The 20,461-nt window shown below is 38.0% G+C and carries 22 protein-coding genes and 1 pseudogene; 12 read left to right on the plus strand and 11 right to left on the minus strand.

From position 1 onward, the window contains the following. Positions 1–9 precede the first annotated feature (9 nt). The 10 genes and pseudogenes from JL53_RS03010 to JL53_RS15810 all read left to right on the plus strand — a co-directional run bounded on the left by JL53_RS03010 (position 10) and on the right by JL53_RS15810 (position 9,512). Entirely contained in the window at positions 10–582 is a 573-nt protein-coding gene (locus JL53_RS03010) for a DUF624 domain-containing protein (protein WP_003718667.1), read from the plus strand. Beyond that, positions 575–2,095: an alpha-N-arabinofuranosidase gene (locus JL53_RS03015; RefSeq protein WP_038406723.1), complete on the plus strand. Its 1,521-nt coding sequence runs from the start codon at positions 575–577 to the stop codon at positions 2,093–2,095. Before JL53_RS03010 ends, JL53_RS03015 begins: the two co-directional genes overlap by 8 nt. A 19-nt stretch (positions 2,096–2,114) precedes the next feature. Then, positions 2,115–3,095, plus strand: coding sequence for a glycoside hydrolase family 43 protein (locus JL53_RS03020; protein WP_038406724.1), 981 nt, complete (start codon positions 2,115–2,117; stop codon positions 3,093–3,095). Positions 3,096–3,122: 27 nt separating this feature from the next. Continuing rightward, complete coding sequence (locus tag JL53_RS03025; protein WP_038406725.1) at positions 3,123–4,721, plus strand: xylulokinase; 1,599 nt, start codon at positions 3,123–3,125, stop codon at positions 4,719–4,721. 21 nt (positions 4,722–4,742) lie between these two features. Further along, a complete protein-coding gene (locus tag JL53_RS03030) occupies positions 4,743–5,438 on the plus strand; it encodes an L-ribulose-5-phosphate 4-epimerase (protein ID WP_038406726.1) in 696 nt (231 codons plus the stop codon). 43 nt (positions 5,439–5,481) lie between these two features. Then, entirely contained in the window at positions 5,482–6,906 is a 1,425-nt protein-coding gene (gene araA / locus JL53_RS03035) for an L-arabinose isomerase (protein ID WP_038406727.1), read from the plus strand. A gap of 123 nt (positions 6,907–7,029) precedes the next feature. Next, entirely contained in the window at positions 7,030–8,061 is a 1,032-nt protein-coding gene (locus JL53_RS03040) for an aldose epimerase family protein (RefSeq protein WP_038406728.1), read from the plus strand. 303 nt (positions 8,062–8,364) lie between these two features. Continuing rightward, positions 8,365–8,616, plus strand: a complete 252-nt coding sequence (locus JL53_RS03045; RefSeq protein ID WP_235317703.1) for a helix-turn-helix domain-containing protein — start codon at positions 8,365–8,367, stop codon at positions 8,614–8,616. Between the two features lie 331 nt (positions 8,617–8,947). Next, positions 8,948–9,367, plus strand: a pseudogene (locus tag JL53_RS15990) (glycosyltransferase family 2 protein). Further along, complete coding sequence (locus JL53_RS15810) at positions 9,351–9,512, plus strand: hypothetical protein (RefSeq protein WP_003718678.1); 162 nt, start codon at positions 9,351–9,353, stop codon at positions 9,510–9,512. Before JL53_RS15990 ends, JL53_RS15810 begins: the two are co-directional and overlap by 17 nt. A 275-nt stretch (positions 9,513–9,787) precedes the next feature. Here JL53_RS15810 and gdhA read toward each other — a convergent pair whose 3' ends face one another. The 10 genes from gdhA to JL53_RS03100 all read right to left on the minus strand — a co-directional run bounded on the left by gdhA (position 9,788) and on the right by JL53_RS03100 (position 18,079). Continuing rightward, complete coding sequence (gdhA, locus tag JL53_RS03055) at positions 9,788–11,164, minus strand: NADP-specific glutamate dehydrogenase (protein ID WP_052010547.1); 1,377 nt, start codon at positions 11,162–11,164, stop codon at positions 9,788–9,790. 531 nt (positions 11,165–11,695) lie between these two features. Further along, positions 11,696–12,007 (minus strand): phosphoribosyl-ATP diphosphatase, encoded by a 312-nt coding sequence (gene hisE / locus JL53_RS03060; protein ID WP_038406729.1) that lies wholly within the window; start codon positions 12,005–12,007, stop codon positions 11,696–11,698. Then, positions 12,008–12,325, minus strand: coding sequence for a phosphoribosyl-AMP cyclohydrolase (hisI, locus tag JL53_RS03065; protein WP_003718681.1), 318 nt, complete (start codon positions 12,323–12,325; stop codon positions 12,008–12,010). It lies immediately after the preceding gene. Further along, complete coding sequence (gene hisF, locus JL53_RS03070; RefSeq protein WP_003718682.1) at positions 12,322–13,077, minus strand: imidazole glycerol phosphate synthase subunit HisF; 756 nt, start codon at positions 13,075–13,077, stop codon at positions 12,322–12,324. The genes hisI and hisF overlap by 4 nt, the downstream gene beginning before the upstream one ends. Continuing rightward, entirely contained in the window at positions 13,067–13,789 is a 723-nt protein-coding gene (gene hisA / locus JL53_RS03075) for a 1-(5-phosphoribosyl)-5-[(5-phosphoribosylamino)methylideneamino]imidazole-4-carboxamide isomerase (protein ID WP_003718683.1), read from the minus strand. Before hisA ends, hisF begins: the two co-directional genes overlap by 11 nt. Next, on the minus strand, positions 13,768–14,394 hold the full coding sequence (gene hisH / locus JL53_RS03080) for an imidazole glycerol phosphate synthase subunit HisH (protein ID WP_038406730.1): 627 nt from the start codon (positions 14,392–14,394) through the stop codon (positions 13,768–13,770). The genes hisA and hisH overlap by 22 nt, the downstream gene beginning before the upstream one ends. Beyond that, on the minus strand, positions 14,395–14,979 hold the full coding sequence (hisB, locus tag JL53_RS03085) for an imidazoleglycerol-phosphate dehydratase HisB (protein WP_003718685.1): 585 nt from the start codon (positions 14,977–14,979) through the stop codon (positions 14,395–14,397). After that, positions 14,980–16,263 carry a histidinol dehydrogenase gene (gene hisD / locus JL53_RS03090; RefSeq protein ID WP_038406731.1) on the minus strand — a complete coding sequence of 428 codons (1,284 nt, stop codon included), beginning with the start codon at positions 16,261–16,263 and terminating at the stop codon, positions 14,980–14,982. Then, the gene (gene hisG, locus JL53_RS03095; protein ID WP_038406732.1) at positions 16,260–16,901 is read right to left on the minus strand and encodes an ATP phosphoribosyltransferase; all 642 of its coding nucleotides are present in this window, start codon (positions 16,899–16,901) and stop codon (positions 16,260–16,262) included. The genes hisD and hisG overlap by 4 nt, the downstream gene beginning before the upstream one ends. Then, entirely contained in the window at positions 16,898–18,079 is a 1,182-nt protein-coding gene (locus tag JL53_RS03100) for an ATP phosphoribosyltransferase regulatory subunit (RefSeq protein WP_038406733.1), read from the minus strand. The genes hisG and JL53_RS03100 overlap by 4 nt, the downstream gene beginning before the upstream one ends. Positions 18,080–18,229: 150 nt before the next feature. Here JL53_RS03100 and hisJ point away from each other — a divergent pair, with 150 nt between their 5' ends. Beyond that, positions 18,230–19,057: a histidinol-phosphatase HisJ gene (gene hisJ, locus JL53_RS03105; protein ID WP_003718688.1), complete on the plus strand. Its 828-nt coding sequence runs from the start codon at positions 18,230–18,232 to the stop codon at positions 19,055–19,057. Here the strand turns inward: hisJ and JL53_RS03110 are convergent. Continuing rightward, positions 19,042–19,338, minus strand: a complete 297-nt coding sequence (locus tag JL53_RS03110; RefSeq protein ID WP_003718689.1) for an MGMT family protein — start codon at positions 19,336–19,338, stop codon at positions 19,042–19,044. The genes hisJ and JL53_RS03110 overlap by 16 nt on opposite strands. Before the next feature lie 79 nt (positions 19,339–19,417). Between JL53_RS03110 and JL53_RS03115 the strand changes: the two genes are divergently transcribed. After that, the gene (locus tag JL53_RS03115; RefSeq protein ID WP_003718690.1) at positions 19,418–20,449 is read left to right on the plus strand and encodes a nucleoid-associated protein; all 1,032 of its coding nucleotides are present in this window, start codon (positions 19,418–19,420) and stop codon (positions 20,447–20,449) included. Positions 20,450–20,461 lie beyond the last annotated feature (12 nt).

A 20,461-nucleotide genomic window follows, 5' to 3' on the forward strand; every position in this document is an offset into this window, starting at 1 on the left:
GTTGGTCAAATGAAATTAGTAGAAACCCAATTTTATACAAAACTAATTGTACTCTCTGATTATCTTTTATTAGGTTTATTGTGGGTCGTGATTTCTTTACCTGTGATTACTGTAGTGCCTGCTTCTGTGGCAGTGTTGTATGTGTTGCGTCAATGGAAAGGAGGGGCAACGGGACATATTTTGAATTACTTTTTTACAGGGATCCGTAAACATTTTTTTATCAACGTATTGTGGAGTTGCTTGACGGTGGGGATCTTTACAATAACGAATTTGTTGCTACAAGAAAACAATTTGTTCTTACTGATTAGTGGTTTTGTCGTATCGATCATGTATTTAATGCTTTTAATTTCGTGGACAAATAACTGTAGTCAAATGGAACAAGCGTCTTTCATCAGGATTTTTGAAGAAAGTGCTTTGGATTTGGTGGTTTCCTTTTTAAGAAATCTTAGTTGTAGTATGTTGATTCTTTTGTTTACATTATTGGTCTTTTTATTTCCGCCGTTTATTTTCTTATTTGTCGGGGGATTGTGGAATTTAATGTTTTTAATATTATCAAGGAAAGGGAGGTTGGAACATGAATGAAACAAAGATAAGCGTCAGACAAGCATTTGCAGTAGGAGAAATTAGTCCTCGTCTTTTTGGGTCTTTTGTGGAGCATATGGGAAGTGTAGTTTATACAGGTATTTATGAACCAGGGCATCCTACAGCAGATGAAAATGGTTTTCGCCAAGATGTATTGGAACTCGTCAAATCTTTAAACTTAGGTGTGATTCGTTATCCGGGAGGGAATTTTACTTCTGGTTATGATTGGCTGGATACCATTGGCCCAATCGATAAGCGACCGAAAAAAATTGATTTAGCTTGGCGCGGAATTGAACCAAATACATTTGGCATTCATGAATTTTTTCAATGGATACAACCAACAAATGCTGAACCTATTTTCACAGTTAATCTTGGAACCAAAGGCATTGACGATGCTCGAAATTTAGTAGAATATTGCAACTTTGCAAAAGGCACTTATTGGAGTGATTTACGTCGGGAAAATGGTCAAGAAACTCCTTTTAATATCAAACTTTGGTGCCTCGGAAACGAACTTGATGGTCCGTGGCAAATTGGTGCTAAAAGTGCATATGAATACGGCCGTTTGGCAAATGAAGCATCAAAAGTCATGAAGCTAGTAGACGATTCCATTGAAACCATTTTAGTAGGAAGTTCAACCCCGCGGCTAGCTAGTTATCCAAAATGGGATCGTGTTGCACTAGAACAAGCATACGAGCAGGTGGATTATTTAGCATTACACAACTATATCGATAAGTACGATGCAGATGATTTAACGCGACCACCTAAAAATGAACGGGATGACACACCTACTTATTTAGCTAAAGCGTATCGTTTTGATCGGCAAATTGAAGAAATTATCGCGACTTGCGACTATGTAAAGGGTCTTTTACGGAGCGAGAAAACGATGTACTTAGCATTTGATGAATGGAACGTACATGCGCAACCTGAAAAAGAACATGAAGATTTTCAAATTGGGAGTCCTATTGATTGGTGTTATTTTACTATGGAAGATGCCTTGTTATTTGGTTCGCTAGGCTTAGCAATTTTGCGTCATGCAGATCGAGTGAAAATCGGTTGTCAATCTTTATTAGTAAATACGATTCCGTTAATTTTGACAGATGCAGGAGGCCAAGCGTGGTGCAATCCAACCTATTATATTTTGGAACATCTATCCAATTATGCAACAGGAAAAGTATTAAAACAGGTAGCCACTGGGCCGACATATGATTCTGAAAAAGCACAAAATGTTCCGTTTGTAGACAGTGTCATTGTAGAAAATGAAGAAGACTTAGTTTTATTTTTTGTTAATCGTAGTCATGATAAGCAAACCGTGCAGCTAGATCACGATTTTTCTTTAGAAACTTCTGGTCAACAGATTGTCCTGAAAAGTGAACAATTATCCGATAAAAATTTAAGGACCGCGCCAACTACACTTCTTCCACAAACAAAAACAATTAACTGCTTAGAGAACGGAAAAATAGTCGTTACACTGGACAAATATTCATGGAATGTTATTAAAATCAAAAAGTTATAGGAAAAGTAGAGGGAAGTATATGAATAAAAAAGCGACGTACAAAAATCCGATTGTTATAGAGCGAGCTGATCCATGGATTTATAAACATACAGACGGGTTTTATTATTTTACTGGTTCGGTACCAGGATATCAGTCTATTGAACTTCGTAGAGCGAAAAATATCGATGAACTAGGAAACGGAGAGTGCTTGTTGGTCTGGCAGGCACCGACAGAAGGCCCAATGAGTCAACTGATTTGGGCGCCAGAAATTCATTACATCAATGAGCGTTGGTATATTTACTTTGCTGCAAGCGACGATGAACAAATACGGGACCAACACCACCATCATCGAATGTTTGTAATTGAAAACCAACAAGCAGATCCTATGAACACCGATTGGATTGAAAAAGGCCAAATTAAAACGGCTTTTGATAGTTTCAGTTTGGACGGTACAGCATTTCGACATCAAAATAAATTGTATTATGTCTGGGCACAACAAGATCCTAGAATTCCAGGAAATTCCAATCTTTATATTTCTGAAATGGAAAATCCTTGGACGCTAAAAGGCCCACAAGTTTTATTATCAATTCCAGAATTTGAATGGGAAAAAATTGGTTTTTCTGTCAATGAAGGTGCGGCTGCCATAGTACGAAATGGCAAAGTATTTATCACCTATTCTGGAAGTGCCACAGATGAAAATTATGCGATTGGTTTACTGTGGGCAGATGAAAATGCCGATTTATTAAATGGCTATTCTTGGCATAAGGCCTCAGAACCCGTTTTTGTTTCCTCAGAAAAAAATAAACAATTCGGACCAGGACATAACTCGTTTACAAAAAGTGAAGATGACCAAGCTGATGTTCTTGTATACCATGCTCGACCAGAAAAAAATAAAGCAGGCGATCCGTTAGATAACCCCAATCGACATGCTAATGCACAAATTTTTTCATGGGATGAGGAAGGCTTCCCTGTTTTCGGTGAACCAACAGGCTACACACGAAATATGAAAACAAATGAATGATGAAATTCAGGTACAGGAGGCGTAATAATGGACTCAAAAGCAGTAAAAGAAACAATTAGCCAAGGAAAGACATCATTAGGCATTGAATTTGGTTCCACTCGAATCAAAGCTGTTTTGATTGATGATTACCAACAACCAATCGCTTCAGGCACTTACGAATGGGAAAATCAATTAATCGACGGCATTTGGACCTATAGTTTGGAAGAAATCTGGCATGGATTACAAGAGAGTTATCAACAATTAAAAACAAATGTCCAAACAACCTACGATGTAACCTTAACAACTGTAGGAGCATTAGGGTTTAGTGCTATGATGCATGGATACTTAGTTTTTGATCAATCCGATCGTTTACTGGTTCCTTTTCGAACATGGCGGAATACTATGACGGCCGCAGAAGAAAAAGAACTAACGGGATTATTTGATTACAATATCCCTCAACGCTGGAGTATTGCTCATTTATACCATGCGATGTCGAACCAAGAAGAACATGTAAAAGACATAGCCTATATGACTACCTTAGCAGGATTTATTCATTGGCAACTCACTGGTGAAAAAGTGTTAGGAATTGGCGATGCTTCAGGGATGTTTCCAATTGATTCTAAAACGAAGCAGTTTGATGCAGAAATGCTGGCACGTTTTGAGCAAAAAGTCATATCTGCTAAGTACCCTTGGCAATTAAAAGAGATTATGCCACATGTCCTTATCGCTGGAAAGTCTGCAGGGATATTAACCGAAGAAGGAGCTAAACGGTTGGATCCTTCAGGTGATTTAAAGGCTGGGATTCCGTTATGTCCACCAGAAGGTGATGCAGGGACGGGGATGGTTGCTACCAACAGTGTCGCTATTCGTACCGGAAATGTTTCTGTGGGGACTTCGATTTTTGCTATGATTGTTTTGGAAAAAGAGTTAAAGAAAGTTCATACAGCATTGGACATGGTAACTACACCAGCTGGAGAATTAGTAGCGATGGTTCATGCGAATAACTGTTCTTCTGATATTAATGCTTGGATACAACTGTTTAATGAATTTGCAACACTTGGTGGACTTAACATCTCAACAAATCAGTTGTATGAACTGCTCTTCAAACAGGCTTTATTAGGGGATAAAGATTGTGGTGGTTTACTTCCTTATGGTTATTTATCTGGTGAAAACATTACGCAAGTGTCAAACGGGCGTCCGTTGTTTATTCGGACACCAGATAGTCAATTTAATTTGGCAAACTTTATGCGAAGCCACTTGTATTCAGCGTTTGGTGCATTGCACATAGGCATGCAAATTTTAACAGATGAAGAACAGGTAGCCATTGATCAAGTGTTCGGGCACGGCGGTATTTTTAAAACTGCCGGGGTGGCACAAAAAATTTTAGCTGCGGCTATGAATACACCTGTCTCGTTAATGGAAACAGCTGGTGAAGGAGGCGCTTGGGGGATTGCTTTATTAGCAGATTATTTAAAATATGCCGAAAAAGATGTCACTTTAACAGATTATTTAGCGCAACAAGTTTTTGTACAAAGCCAAGCAATTGAGGAAAAACCTAATCCTGATGATGTTGCGGGCTTCCAACAGTTTATGCAACGCTATGAGGCGGGACTATCGATTGAAAAAACTGCAGAAGCATGGAACTAAGGATTAAAGGAGGGGACAAAGATGTTAGAAGCTTTAAAAGAAGAAGTTTATCAGGCAAATGTAGAATTACCTAAACAAGGGCTTATCAAATACACTTGGGGGAATGTCAGTGGCATTGATCGAGAAAAAGAGTTATTTGTAATTAAGCCATCTGGTGTGGATTATGATACGTTACAACCAGCAGATATGGTGGTTTGTGACTTGGCAGGTAACGTGGTAGAAGGAAAATTAAATCCGTCTTCTGATACACCTACCCATGCTATTTTGTATCAAAAATATCCAGAAATCGGAGGGATTGTTCATACACATTCAACTTGGGCAACAATTTGGGCACAAGCTGGCTTAGATGTGCCCGCCATGGGGACTACTCATGCAGATACTTTTTATGGGACAGTACCTTGTGCACGTTTTTTAACACAAGCAGAAATTGATCGAGGATATGAAAAAGAAACAGGAAATGTAATTGTTGAAACCTTCCAACAGCGAGGGATTGCTCCAATGGCTGTTCCAGGTGTGTTATTACATGGTCATGGATCTTTTACATGGGGCAAAGATGCTAAAAGTGCTGTAATGAACGCCGTGGTATTGGATGAAGTGTGTAAAATGAATTTATTCGCGCGACAATTGAATCATTTTTCAGAAGAGTTACCTCAGCGAATCTTAGATAAACATTATTTACGTAAACATGGTAAAGATGCCTATTACGGTCAAAAATAATCCAATAATTTTAGAATAGTCAAGAATGGAGAGGAAGAAAAAAATGCTAACAATTAGTAAAAAAGAATTTTGGTTTGTCGTCGGTTCACAACATTTATACGGAGAAGAAGCATTACAAGAAGTTCGTACCCATGCAGAAGAAATGGTACAAGTGTTAAATGATAGTGGTCAATTACCTTATCCAATTAAACTACAAGAACTAGCTGTAACGGCAGAGACCATTACGAAAATTATGAAAGAAGTCAATTATCGGGATGAAGTGGCTGGTGTCATTACGTGGATGCACACATTTTCCCCAGCTAAAATGTGGATTCGTGGCACAAAATTATTGCAAAAACCACTTCTTCATTTAGCGACCCAGTACAATGAAAGTATTCCTTGGAAAACTATAGATATGGACTTTATGAACTTAAATCAAGCAGCGCATGGCGATCGTGAATATGGTTTTATTAATGCTCGTTTAAACAAACAAAATAAAGTTGTTGTAGGCTACTGGCAACGTACGGAAATACAAAAACAAATTGCTGAATGGATGGATGTAGCCGTAGCATATAATGAAAGCTTTGCTATTAAAGTGGCTCGTTTTGGGGATAACATGCGAAATGTAGCCGTGACAGAAGGAGATAAAGTAGAAGCACAAATTCAATTTGGTTGGGTAGTTGATTACTTTGGCATTGGGGATTTAGTTCAAGTCATTGATGCAGTAACAAAAGAAGAAGTGGATACATTGTTTGCAGAATATCAAACGTTATACGATTTTGATTATGGGGAGTATGGCGAAGAAGAATGGACGGCACATGTAAAAGTACAAGCACGCCAAGAAATTGGTTTGCGTCGCTTTCTTGAAGCAGGAAATTACAATGCCTTCAGTACCAACTTTGAAGATTTATATGGTATGCAACAATTACCAGGTTTAGCTGTCCAACGTTTAATGGCAGAAGGTTATGGCTTTGCTGGCGAAGGAGATTGGAAAACAGCTGCGATTGATCGCTTAATGAAAATTATGGCTAGAAATGAAAACACTGGATTTATGGAAGACTATACTTATGAATTAGCAGTAGGTCAAGAAGCGATTTTACAATCTCATATGATGGAAGTTGACCCAACGTTAGCTAATAATAAGCCGAAAATTGTTGTCTCTCCTCTTTCAATGGGGAATCGAGAAGACCCTGCTCGTTTAGTCTTTGATGGAAAGCCAGGTGCAGGTGTTGTCGTTTCTATGGCGGATTTTGGCACCCATTATAAATTATTGATTAACGAAGTAGATGTATTTGAGCCAACAGAAGCTGCACCAAATTTACCTGTTGCACGAGTAATGTGGCAACCAAAACCAAACTTCCATGAAGGCGTTCAGTCATGGATTGAAACCGGTGGCGGACATCATACCGTTATTTCTTTAAACTTAACCTCTGATCAAATGGAAATATGGGCAAAATTAGTTGATTTAGAGTACGTAACAATTAAATAAAAAAAGGTCGATGTTGAGACAGGAGAGATTACTCCAAAAATCAAGTTTTTAAATCTGCTCGATCGTTCATTTTAAATTTGAAGGTTTGGTGCATAATTTTTGTGGAAAAAAGGGGCGAATACAATGGACATTCTTAAAAAGAGCTTTGGTAAAACTGCTGATTTATTTATTTTAAAAAACAATCAAGGCTCGGAACTAGCTGTGTCAAACCAAGGAGCCCGTATCGTTTCTTTAAAAGTGATGGTAGATGGAAAACTAAGAGAAACGGTTTTAGGATTTGATTCAATTGAAGAGTATTTAGAAAAAGATCCTTATATTGGTGCGTCAATTGGACGTTTTTCAGGCCGAATAAGACAAGGAACATTTACCATTGAGCAGCAACAATATCAAGTTTCTGTAGATTCTGAAACGGGACATAACTTACACGGCGGTATCGGCTTTGACAAATATATGTGGGAAGCTACCGAAAAAATAGCAAAAGATTTTGTGGCTGTTACCTTCACTTTCACAAGTCCAGATGGAGATCAAGGCTTTCCGGGGAATCTAACAGCAAAAGTCACCTACACACTAACCAATAAGAATGAATGGAAAATCTTTTATACTGCGACAACTGACAAAGCGACCATATACAATCCTACCAATCATGTATATTTTAATTTGACAGGAGATAGTACAAAAGGAATCGATGAACATATTTTAAAAATGAACGCACAACGCTACATTGAAGTAGATAAACAAGTTATCCCAACAGGAAATGTTAACAATGTCCAAGGAACGATTTTTGATTTCACTCAAGGGAAAAAAATGAGCGAACTATTTACGAATGTGGCATCAGAAGCAAGTAAAATTGATGGACTGGATCACCCATTTTTATTAAATAAACAGTCGCCACAAGTCACACTCACTTCTCCAGATAAAAAAGTAATCATCGAAATGACAACAGACGATCCTGCTGTAGTGGTTTTTACAGCGAATTTTGGAGATGAAGGTCCTATCATGCATGGAAAAAAATTAGCGAACCATGGAGGAATTACTTTGGAAACCCAAGTTGCACCAGGAGCAACCGATTATCCAGAGTGGGGCAACGTGATTTTAAAACCAAATGAACACTTTGAAAAAGAAACAGTTTTTAAACTAATTATTCAAGAGTCATAGGTGGGCAGGTGTCAATGAAGTAGACAGAAAACAAGTTAGTTTACAATGATTCAAAAAGGTTTCGTTCCTTCTGATTTGGCGTAAGCATTTTGTTGGCAGAATGCGGTCTCCTTGTTTTGAAACCCCATCAATGTATTGGCACTGCCACTAAAAAAATGAGAATAAAAGAAAAACACTTTCGTTGAATTCATGTAAAATGAAATTAATGGAGGTGTTTTTTGTGCGTACAAGAGTTATGTATCCAGTAGAAATAAAATAAGAAGCAACCAAATGAAGTAGCAAAATTGAACGGGGTTTAAAAACGTGCTAGTTCGGTTTGGTAGAAATTACAAATTATCTATAACAATGAGATTTAGAAAGAGGAGACCGAAGCTTTATACTGCAAATGCAAAAGACCCACAAAAACAAGCAGTTTATCATCAAATTGTTCGAATGTTAAATGATGAGCTATCTATAAAAGCGATTGCAGAAAAAAATAAAGTGACACGGATGACAGTATATCGAATAAAAAAAGAGTTGGACTCGAATCTTTCAAGTGAGTTGATTGATTCATAAGTTCTAACGAATAGAAAAAATTAGAAGAATGCTTAATTGTAGATTATTTTTTGAGGGATTATATTGGACTGAAAATTCGTCAATTAGTAATTGTTCTATTTACTTGATTTATTTTTTTCCGATATTGTTTCAGCAAGATGAGATAATTGTCTATAATGCTTTTGAAATGGCTATACATATTTTTAATGTATTAAAATATTATTACTTAGTCGCTCTTATTTTCATTATTATGTTTGTCTGTTTAACCATATGGAATAATCGGACTTTTAAACAACATCTACAAAAAGAAGCAACTTATAATGTAATACAAACAGAAAGACGAAAGCAGTTTATGGAAAAATTATATCATGAACGTTTCGGTCCAAAGAAACAGCGTGAATTGGTTCGGTACTATTCTGTTTCTGAAGAAAAAAACTTCCTTGATGATGATATACCAAAAGAGGTAGAGCCATTTATAGCGATTATGATTCCAGTACATAATGAAGAACTTATCATTGAAGACACAATACACTATATGCTGAACAAGCTACATTATAGTAAGTATGAAGTGCTTGTTATGGATGGCGGTTCAACAAATGGAACACCTGAAATTTTAGCATGATTACAAAAACAATATCACAATTTGAGCGTTGTTAGAGTAGAAAAAAATAAAGGAAAAGCACATGCCATTAATATTGGTGCCGGATTTGTTAGAGGAGAATTAATTTTGAGCCACAATGCAGATATCGTACCAGATGAAAAAATATGTTAACTATTTTATTCGGATGGAGAGCCGTAACATTGTGGCGATTACCTCCAATGCCGTAGTGCGAAATCAATCTACACTAGTTGGGAAATCACAAACAGTAGAATTCGCGAAGATAGGTGGTATTATTAAACGTAATCAAACGGCTTGAGTAATTGTAGATTAACTAAATTTCTTGTTTTTTATGAAGCTATTTAATATGGAATAGAAAATATTGGCGTTTTCGTGTAGTATTGGGTCAATGAAATAGGAAAAAGCTCACCTAGAAGGAGAAAATGAGATATAGTTTATCGAAAGTGCAAACTGATTGCCGTTAAAATTGGGGATACAATAATTCCTGTAAGAGTTTATATATTTTTCCTTCTATTATGTTCGTTTTTTGTCATGAAAAAGAAAGACACTCTTTTGGGGAGAGTGCCTTTTTTATTAAATAATTCCTTGAGCGATCATTGTATCCGCTACTTTTAGGAAACCGGCAATGTTGGAACCAATGACTAGGTTTCCAGGAGCGCCATATTCGCTTGCAGCATTGCTAGAATTTTTATAAATGTCTTTCATAATGTTTTGTAAATGTTCATCTACTGTTTGGAAAGTCCAGCTCATTCGCGTACTGTTTTGAGCCATTTCAAGTGCAGATACAGCTACACCACCTGCATTAGCGGCTTTGGCAGGACCAAATAATACTTTATTTTCATGATAGATATCAACCGCTTCAAGAGTGGAAGGCATATTGGCGCCTTCAGCGATAGCGATAACACCATTTTTTACAAGAGCACGAGCTTGATCAGCGTTGATTTCGTTTTGTGTCGCACATGGTAGCGCGATATCACATGGAACGGACCAAACATCGCCGCCAGCGTAATATTCAGCAGAAGGGTGGAAAGCTACATACTCACTGATACGTTTGCGTTCTACTTCTTTTAGCTGTTTAACGGTTGCTACTTTAATTCCTTCTTTATCATAAACAAATCCAGCTGAGTCACTACATGCTACGACTTTTGCACCCAACTCATGTGCTTTTTCAATCGCATAAATAGCGACATTACCGGAACCGGAAACGACGATTTTCTTGCCACGGATTGTTTCACCAGCAGCTTCTAGCATCTCCACTGTGAAATAAACTAGACCATAACCAGTTGCTTCCGTTCTTGCTAAGCTTCCGCCATAAGTAAGACCTTTACCAGTTAAAGTACCTGCATCATAAGCGCCGCGAAGTCGTTTATATTGGCCGAATAAGTAGCCGATTTCACGTCCGCCAACACCGATATCGCCAGCTGGGACATCCGTATCAGGGCCGATATGTTTTTGTAATTCCGTCATAAAACTTTGACAAAAGCGCATTACTTCTGCATCTGATTTACCTTTTGGATCAAAATCAGAGCCACCTTTGCCGCCACCAATTGGTAAACCTGTTAAGGAATTTTTGAAAATTTGTTCGAAACCAAGGAATTTTACGATACTGCCAGTTACGGAAGGGTGAAAACGTAATCCACCTTTATAAGGGCCAATAGCGCTATTGAACTGTACTCGGTAACCACGGTTCACATGTACTGTTCCAGAATCATCCACCCATGGAACTCGGAAACTAATAAGACGTTCAGGTTCTGTCAGTTGTTCTAAGATACCGTTTGCTTCGTACTTTGGTTCTTTAGCAAGAGCTGGAATAACAGAGTTTAAAAATTCTTCTACTGCTTGGTGGAATTCTGTTTCACCTGGGTTACGTTGTTTAATTGTTTCAAACACATGTGTTGCGTAATCTTCGGCTGCTTTTGTGTTATTTTGGATAGTGGGTGTTTGTGCCATACTATAATCGCTCCTTGTTTAAATATTTTGACTATATGGAAAAGTAGGAAACAAGATACAATACACGCGATGTTATAGAGTGAAAAACGATCGGCTATTCTGTATCAAGTAGGTCAACTTTTCTTACCTATGTTGTTAGTTTACACATTGTTGAGAATATTTTCAAGCATAAAAACCAATTTTTCAGAAATTTTTTAAAATCTAGTTAATGAGAACGTTTGCTTATGGAATGTTTGGAGGCAACCATCTTTTTGCGGCATTTAGAAAGCTTTAACAAACTAACATGGACATGTAAATATAAAAAATTAACCGCACCAGGGGGATGCGGTTAAAGGGAGTATTAGGGAGTTCATAATGCTAAAGCAACGCCAAGGGATAAGACGAATTTGAATTTAAAAATCAATGCTTTAACACCATTCGCTTTCTTTTGGGTAAAAGCGCTCCATGGAAATAAGTATATAAGAGAAATTCCAAATAATCCTGCGTTTTTTCTTACAATAGTAATCTACAATGTGACGAAATTGTCATGTATTATAATTCATCAATTTTTTTACGGTCGCGTGTAGTACTTAGTTTACCAGTGCGGTTTTTTAATTCTACCTCAACAGCGGCTAGGGGGATATTTTTTTCAGCCAAAAGGACGAGCAGGTGGTAGGTGAGGTCGGATATTTCGGAAATAAGTTCTTGATTGTTGTTTTTAGCGGCGATGACGACTTCTGTTGTTTCTTCTCCGACCTTTTTTAGAATTTTATCGAGACCTTTATCAAATAAATAGTTGGTATAAGATCCTTCTTTTGGTTGTGCTTTACGAAGATTAATTTCTTCATATAATTTAGTTAGCATTTAAATTTCCTCCTTGATAAGCTTGAAAAAGCAACTTCTTTTTCCTGTATGACATGCTGGGCCAGTTTGAATTACTCGGATGAGCAAAGTATCGCTATCGCAGTCTGTCCAGATTTCTTTTACTTTTTGGATGTGGCCGCTTGATGCCCCCTTGTTCCATAGTTCATCTCTAGAACGAGAGTAGAACCATGTGAAGCCTGTTTGGAGGGTTTTTTGATAACTTTCTTCATTCATGTAAGCGAGCATCAATACTTCGCCATTTTCATCGTCTAGGATAATGGTGGGGACAAGACCTTTCGAAAAATCAATCGACTTCATGGGCGGATATTCACTCCTTTATCAAGCAATGTTTTTTTGACATTTTGGATGCTAAGTTCGCCGTAATGGAAAATACTTGCTGCAAGTGCGGCGGTTGCATTTGTTTGTTCTAACACTTCAGCTATATGGTCGGCATTTCCACAACCACCAGAAGCAATGACTGGGACTGGGACGACTTCAGAAATAGCTTTTGTAAGTGGTATATCGTAACCGTTTTTGGTTCCATCACCGTCCATACTAGTTAGGAGGATTTCGCCAGCTCCTAGTTTAACCGCTTCTTTTGCCCACTTGATGGCATCAAGACCAGTGTCATTTCGTCCACCTTTTGTATAGACACTCCAATTGGTGCCATTCCATTTAGCATCAATAGCGACAACAATGCATTGATTACCAAACTTTGCAGCTCCTTCTTGGATAAGCTCAGGGCGTTGAATTGCTGCTGAATTAAGCGAGATTTTATCGGCGCCGGCTTGAAGGAGCTTTTTCATATCGGAAACACTGCTGATTCCTCCGCCAACCGTAAGTGGAATGAATACTTGTTCGGCCGTTCGTTCGACAACATCAATCATTGTTTCGCGAAGCTCGACTGTTGCGGTGATATCTAAGAAAATAATTTCATCGGCGCCGGCTTTATTGTAGGCTTTTGCAATTTCAACAGGATCGCCGACATCTGTTAATGAAACAAAATTGACACCTTTTACTACTCGACCAGCAGTGACATCAAGACAAGGAATGATTCGTTTAGTAAGCAAATTGTTCCACCTCGATGACATCAGACATGGAAATATTGTTGTTGTAAAGAGCTTTACCGGCAATGGCTCCGTAAAGATTAAGTTTGGCAAGTGCTTCTAAGTCTTGGCGACTACTTACTCCTCCAGATGCTATAAGGTTTACAGAAACATGCTTTTTTAAGGCTTCCATTTGTTCGAGATTAGGGCCAGTTAATGTACCATCACGACTGATATCTGTATAGATAATTGTTTCTACCTGCATGGTTTCCATTTCTTTCGCCAAGTCTAAGTAAGATACTTGACTAATATCTAACCAGCCGCTTGTTGCGACAAAACCATTTTTAGCATCAATTCCGGCGGCGATTTTAGGGCCATATTTTTGAACAGCTGCTTGTAAGAAAGCAGGGTCTGTAAGGGCAGCGGAACCAATGATGACACGGTTAATACCGGATTGTAGATAGTAATCCACTTGTGCCATGCTCCGGATACCTCCACCAACTTGGACGGGAATCCCAGCGACTTTTTTCATTTCTTTAATAATTTCAAGATTTACTGGCCGTCCTTCTAATGCACCGTCTAGATCAACTATGTGTAAATAAGAGGCACCATCTTTGGCAAATGTGCTTGCTTGAGCGACAGGATCTGGATTGACGACTAATTTTTTTGTAAAATCACCCTGGAAAAGTCTCACGCATTGACCGTTTTTTAAATCTATTGCTGGGAAGATTTGCATGTTGCGATGACCTCCTTAAAACCGGTTAAAATTTGTAATCCAATTTCGCCGCTTTTTTCAGGATGGAATTGTGCTCCGTAAATATTTCCATTTCTTATCATGCTTGGAATTTCTACTGAATAGCTACTAGTGGCGATAATATATTCGGGAGTACATTTTGCATAATACGAGTGGACATAATATACATATTCTCCATTTAAATTGGTAGTTAAAGGAGTTGTTTGCTGGATATTTAGTTCGTTCCATCCCATGTGCGGTACTGCAAATGTGGGTTTGGTTGGTAGTTTTTCGACGCAACCTGGAATGAGCCCGAGTCCGTTTGTGAAAGTATGCTCGCGGCTTGATTCGAGCAAGAGTTGCATGCCGAGACAAACGCCAAGTATAGGTTTCCCCATGGTGGCGATGTTTTTGAGTGTGATATCAAGTCCTCGCTGAATTAGTTCTTGCATTGCTTCAGGGTAGGCGCCGACACCAGGAAGAATAATACCGTCTGCTTCTATCATGGCAGCTTTACTACTAGAAATTTTATTTGGTAAGCCAATAAAATCAAATGCTTTGCTAATGCTCTTCGTATTTCCAGTATCATAATCAACAATAACAATCATTTACAGGACTCCTTTAGTTGAATTGATGCCTTGGATATCTGGATTAATCGTGATAGCCTCCCGGAGAGCACGTCCAAAGGCTTTAAAAAGAGCTTCAATTTTATGATGGGTATTTTTGCCATAAAGAACCCGCAGATGTAAATTCATTTCGGCATTGAAAGCGACTGCTTGGAAAAATTCTTCGACAAGCTCAGTGTCAAAATCACCTAATTTAGGATTTATTAACTCCGCATCGAAAACTAGATACGAGCGACCACTTAAGTCAAGGGCAGCAAAACCGAGCGATTCATCCATTGGAACATATGCGGAACCGTAACGATTGATACAAGTTTTGTCACCAAGTGCTTCTTTTAAACAAATACCAAGTGTGATACCAATATCTTCTACAGTATGGTGAGCATCGACATAAGTATCTCCATCTGCTTTAACGTGCAAAGTAATACGGCTGTGTTTGGCAAGGAGTGTAAGCATATGGTCTAAAAATCCAACTCCCGTAGAAATAGTAGCTTCTTCTTGTGTGTCCAAGTTGAGTGCAAGTTCAATCGATGTTTCTGCAGTAGTTCGTGTTTTCGTTGCAGTTCTCATTTACTTTTCCTCCTTAAAACGAATTTGGATAGCTCTGGCGTGTGCATCTAATCCTTCTTTGTTTGCGAGTAAAATAATCGCCTCTTTCTCTTTTGCTAAAGCTTCTTTTGTATAGGAAATGAAAGCGGAGCGTTTAGTAAAGTCTTCTACACCAAGTGGCGAGAAAAATTTGGCGGTTCCACTTGTTGGTAGTACATGATTAGGTCCAGCAAAATAATCTCCAAGTGGTTCTGACGCATAACTGCCTAGAAAAATCGATCCAGCATTTTTTATTTGGTGTAAATAATTCATAGGATTTTCTAGTTGGACTTCTAAATGTTCTGGGGCGATTTCATTCATAATTTCGAACATATCTGCTAAGTTATCAGTAAGGATAATTTTTCCTTCTGAGCGAATCGCTTCTGCTGCGATTCTTTTTCTTGGAAGTGATGCTAGTTGGCTGTATATTTCTGCTTGGGTTTCTTTAGCGATTTTTTCGCTCGTGGTTATTAAGATAGCACGGGATAAAGTATCGTGTTCTGCTTGGGAGAGTAAGTCTGCAGCGATAAATGCTGGGTTTGCTGAATCGTCAGCGAGCACAACGATTTCAGATGGACCGGCAATCATATCGATATCTACTATGCCAAAAACTTCTCGTTTGGCGGTGGCGACATAAATATTACCTGGACCAACGATTTTAGCTACTTTCGGAATGGATTCTGTACCATAAGCAAGAGCGGCAATTCCTTGAGCCCCGCCAACTTGATAAATTTCATCAACGCCAGCAATTTGGGCAGCAGCGAGGACATGTGGATTAATCCCATTTTCGCCTGGTGGGGTAATCATAACGATTCTTTTTACTCCAGCAATTTTAGCTGGTAAAACATTCATTAATACGGATGAGGGATAGGCAGCAGTACCACCTGGAACATAAACGCCGACTTTTTCTAAAGGGCGAATAAGTTGTCCGCGAATGACACCTGGTTTTTCATTATCTATAAAAGCAGTTTGTTGTTGTTTAAAATGGAAGCTTTCAATATTTGCTTTTGCTTGTTTTAATGCCTCTAAAAAGGCTTCATCCACTTCGGCTAAAGCTGTCGTTATAGTTTCTTTAGGAATACGTAAATTTTGGATGGAGACATGATCGAATTGTCTTGTGTAATCAAATAAAGCTTGGTCACCATCTGTTGCTACTTTTTGAATAATCGCTTTTACTTGGACTCCGATAGTAGCGGAAGTATCGGCTGATGAGGCGGATGAAAGTTCTTGTAAAATGTCTTCTGGTGTTCCAGTTAAATAATTCATTTCCTGCGTTCCTCCTTTATTACTTTTTCGAGTTGGTCTATTAATTCAAAGATTTGGATCTTATTTTGTTTTAAGGAAGCTTTATTAACAATCACTCGTGCTGAAATTGGATACATTTTTTCATAGATTTGTAAGCCGTTTTCTTTTAAAGTAGAGCCGGTTTCAACTATATCAATAATGGCATCGGCTAAACCAAGGACAGGTGCGATTTCAACGGAGCCTTCGATTTTAATAATTTCGACATCCTCCCCTTTTTCACGGAAGTATTTAGATGCGACATTAGGATATTTCGTGGCGATGATTTTTCGGCGGTAACTACTTGGCTCAAATTCTGATGTTGAAGCAAGACAAAACTGACATTTCCCAATTTCTAAATCGAGCATTTCGTAATGTGATTTAGATGCTTCAAGCAAAACGTCCTTACCCACAATACCAATATCAGCTACCCCATGCTTTACATAAGTCATTACATCGACAGCTTTCACAAGGATAAAAGAAATTGGTTGGGTTGTGCTGTGAAAAATAAGCTTTCGTTTTTTATCTTCCATAGAAGAACAATCAATCCCCGCTTTTTGTAAAAGTGAAATGGCATCTTTCTCAAGGCGACCTTTTGTTAAAGCAATTTTAAGTACTTTCATTGTTCGGCCTCCTTACCAAAAATAGTCGTAATTCCTTCTGTTGATACGTGAACCACACTTGGGATTTTCCATTTTTTGGCGAAAGAAATCGCATTGGCCGCTTCTTCAAAAAAACTTAATTCGCTATTTGGCGTTTGTTGCATTAATTTCTCTGCTTCAGGTAATGCCGCCAAGTCATAGTGGATTAAAAGAGTTGTACCTGCTTTTTTTTTGAAAATGCCAGCGCGATTTTGTAGGTTGGTAAGCAAGTCAAGGTTGAGTGCCAAACCGACTGCTGGTGAGGAGGAGCTGGTGAATTGTTCTAGGAGGTGGTCATAACGTCCGCCGCTTAAAAAATGATCCGCCGCAAGATCAGCATATCCTCTAAAAATAGTACCAGTGTAGTAATGGAAGTCTTGTACTAAACCTAAATCAACACTTATATCAGCAGCATAATGCACAGCTTTAACAATAGTTTCCATTTCAGTTAGAGCAGTTAGAATCCCTTGATCCGTCGTTAGTTTCTTAGCTTGAGCTAGAATAGTTGTAGCAGGCCCAAACAACCTAGGAAGTGCCAAAATAAAGGCATCAAGCGAGCTAGGATTACTAGCAACAAACGCTTGTATACCAGTTAAACTTTTATTTTGAATCAAAAGTCGGAATTCCATTTCAGTAGTTTCGGAAAGATGTAAAAGGTGAACAACTCGGCGATAAATGGCAGCGTGACCGAGTTCAATTTGAAAATTCGGAATTTGGAGATCATTTAATACTCCAATACCACTTAAAATGCATTCGATTTCTGCTTTAATAGAAGGATAACCAATAAGTTCAATCCCTGCTTGGGTTTGTTCATTTTGCTCTCCACCAAAGTCGTCGTTGGCTCGAAAAATTTTTCCACTATAAGAAAGTTTCAAAGGTAGGGTGACACCAGTTGTACTAACCACTCGACCAATCGGCAAAGTCATATCTGGCCGAAGAACTGTCAAGCGACCTTTTTCATCAAAGAAGCGATACAGTTTGGTGTCTGCCTGGTTTTCAGAGGAGAAGACATCCAAAAATTCGATGACAGGTGTTTCAATTCGCTTAAAACCTCGAGCTTCAAAATATTGATTTACTTGTTGTTCAATTTGATAGGCGACCTGTGCTTCGCGAAATAATTTATCGCGTGTTCCAGTTGGCAAGTTCCGGTTTAAGTTCATCTGGTTAGCTCCTTTTTATATTTTAGTTTATTAGCATATTAGCACGTTAAAGTGTTTTTGTAAATAATGAATAGAAAAATGGTTCCTTATGGTATAATTAGTGTACCATTTGCTTATGCGCTGGAGAAAGAATTTTGAGGGGGGAAGAGTATGAAACGAGATGGACATACGCATACAGAATTTTGTCCGCATGGGACGCGAGAAGATGTAGAAGAAATGATTTTAAGAGCAATCGAACTAGATTTTGATGAATACTCCATTGTTGAGCATGCACCACTTCCTAATGAATTTATACAAGAAACAGCCGGAGATAAAGAAGCAGTTGAGACGGCAAGTATGGCGTTTAGTGATGTGCCTTACTATTTGAAAAAAATGACACATTTGAAGAAAAAATATGCGAGGGATTTATTAATACATATTGGTTTTGAAGTGGATTATTTAATAGGATATGAAGATTTTACACAGGATTTTTTAAATGAGTATGGACCGCAAACAGATGATGGGATTTTATCGCTGCATTTTTTAGCGGGACAAGGAGGCTATCGTTCGATTGATTTCTCAGCGGAAGATTATGACACCGGTATTGTTCAATTTTACGCGGGTTTTGAACAAGCACAACTTGCTTATTTGGAAGGAATCAAGCAGTCGATTGAAGTAGACTTAGGAAACTATAAGCCGACCAGGATAGGACATATTTCTTTGTGTCAAAAATTTTGGCAGTATTTTGGACCAGAAAAAAATCTGCTCTCTAGTGAGGTGAAAGCACAGTTTCAACAGGTGCTTTCATTAGTGAAAAAGCGAGGTTATGAACTTGATTTTAATACAGCGGGATTATTTAAACCACTATGCGGAGAGACTTACCCGCCAAAAGAGATTGTTCTTTTAGCTAATCAATTACAAATTCCGTTTATATATGGTTCGGATTCGCATGGCGTTCAGGATGTTGGGCGTGGTTATCAAGTTTATTGCCAAAAGTAAGTTTTTAAATCGACATGACCATTTGCCTTCAATTGAACACCTTCTGACATAAGTAATTCGCGTTGTTCATCCCAATTTGGAACAAGCCGACCAGCTGCATTTACGACACGATGGCATGGGGTGATTTTGTCACGCTTAGAGTGTTTTAGCGTGGCACCAACGAGCCTAGAATTTTTGGGAAAACCGATTTTATATGCGATTTGACCATAAGTAGTTACTTTGCCAAGTGGGATTTGTCGAACTACCTCGTATACACGATCTTCAAAATCTACGGGAACCATTGTTTTCGCCTCCTTTTTGCGGATAATAAAATTAGTATACAGGAAATAACCATTTTATAAAAGATAGGATGATAAAGAAATGCCAGATTTTTCTTATGCAAAAATAACCAAACTCGTAGTCCATTTTGCGGGGAATAAAGCGAGAGAAGAGGGGACAGAAGTATCTTCCAATGTACTTGCTGATATTGGTTCCGAAATGAATCAAACACTTGCTTCGATTTTTTTGGAGCCATTTAAAAAAGATGAATACTATCAGTTTACCCATGAAACCGATTTGGATTTTAATGAAGTCCGAACTTATGCGGCCAATATGTTTCTCTATGAAGAAGAATTTCTAGATGAATCAAAGAAGATATTGGAACATTTATATCGAGAAACAACCCATCCGAACATTAAAAGCGGTGACGTGTGGCTCTTCTTCATTGAAGGTTGTGTTGTGGACGGAGATTTCACAAATGGTATCGGAATTTTTAAAGTCGAAAATAAAGAAGTCTTTTTAAAAAATGATTTTAATGGCCAGGAATTCCAAATTGGTTATGATAAAGGGATTACGGGGACAGATTTAGATAAGGGGTGCTTAATTTTTAATTTAGAACAAGACTCAGGTAATAAAGTATTAATCCTTGATAGGCTTAATCGAGGGGATTCGGTTTATTGGAAAGATAAGTTTTTAGGAATAGAAAAGATTACGGATGAAAAATTCTATACCGAGGGATTTGTAGAAGTTTGTACTGATTATATTAAACAACGCGAGGAATCGTTACTTGATAAATCTAACTTTGTCAAAGCAACAACAGAATATTTAGCAGGTGAAGAGACACTCAATATAGCTGAATTTGCTCGAACAACGATTGAAAAGCCAGAAGAAATTACGGAATTTAATACAATGGTGGATACCTTTGAAAAGGAAAATAATGTACGCTTTCCAGAAAGTTTTCAATTAGATGAAGAAAAACGGGAAAGATTATCGAAAAAAATCCGTAAGACAATGAAATTAGGAAAAAATATTTCAGTTGTTGTGAAAGATTTAGAGCAACTAGAAGAAACTGATTTTGTACAAGGATATGACGAAGAACGAGGCAAAAATTTTATGATTGTCTATTATGATTAAAAAAAGACTGCG

The sequence above is a fragment of the Listeria ivanovii subsp. londoniensis genome (assembly GCF_000763495.1).
GTDB lineage: Bacteria > Bacillota > Bacilli > Lactobacillales > Listeriaceae > Listeria > Listeria londoniensis.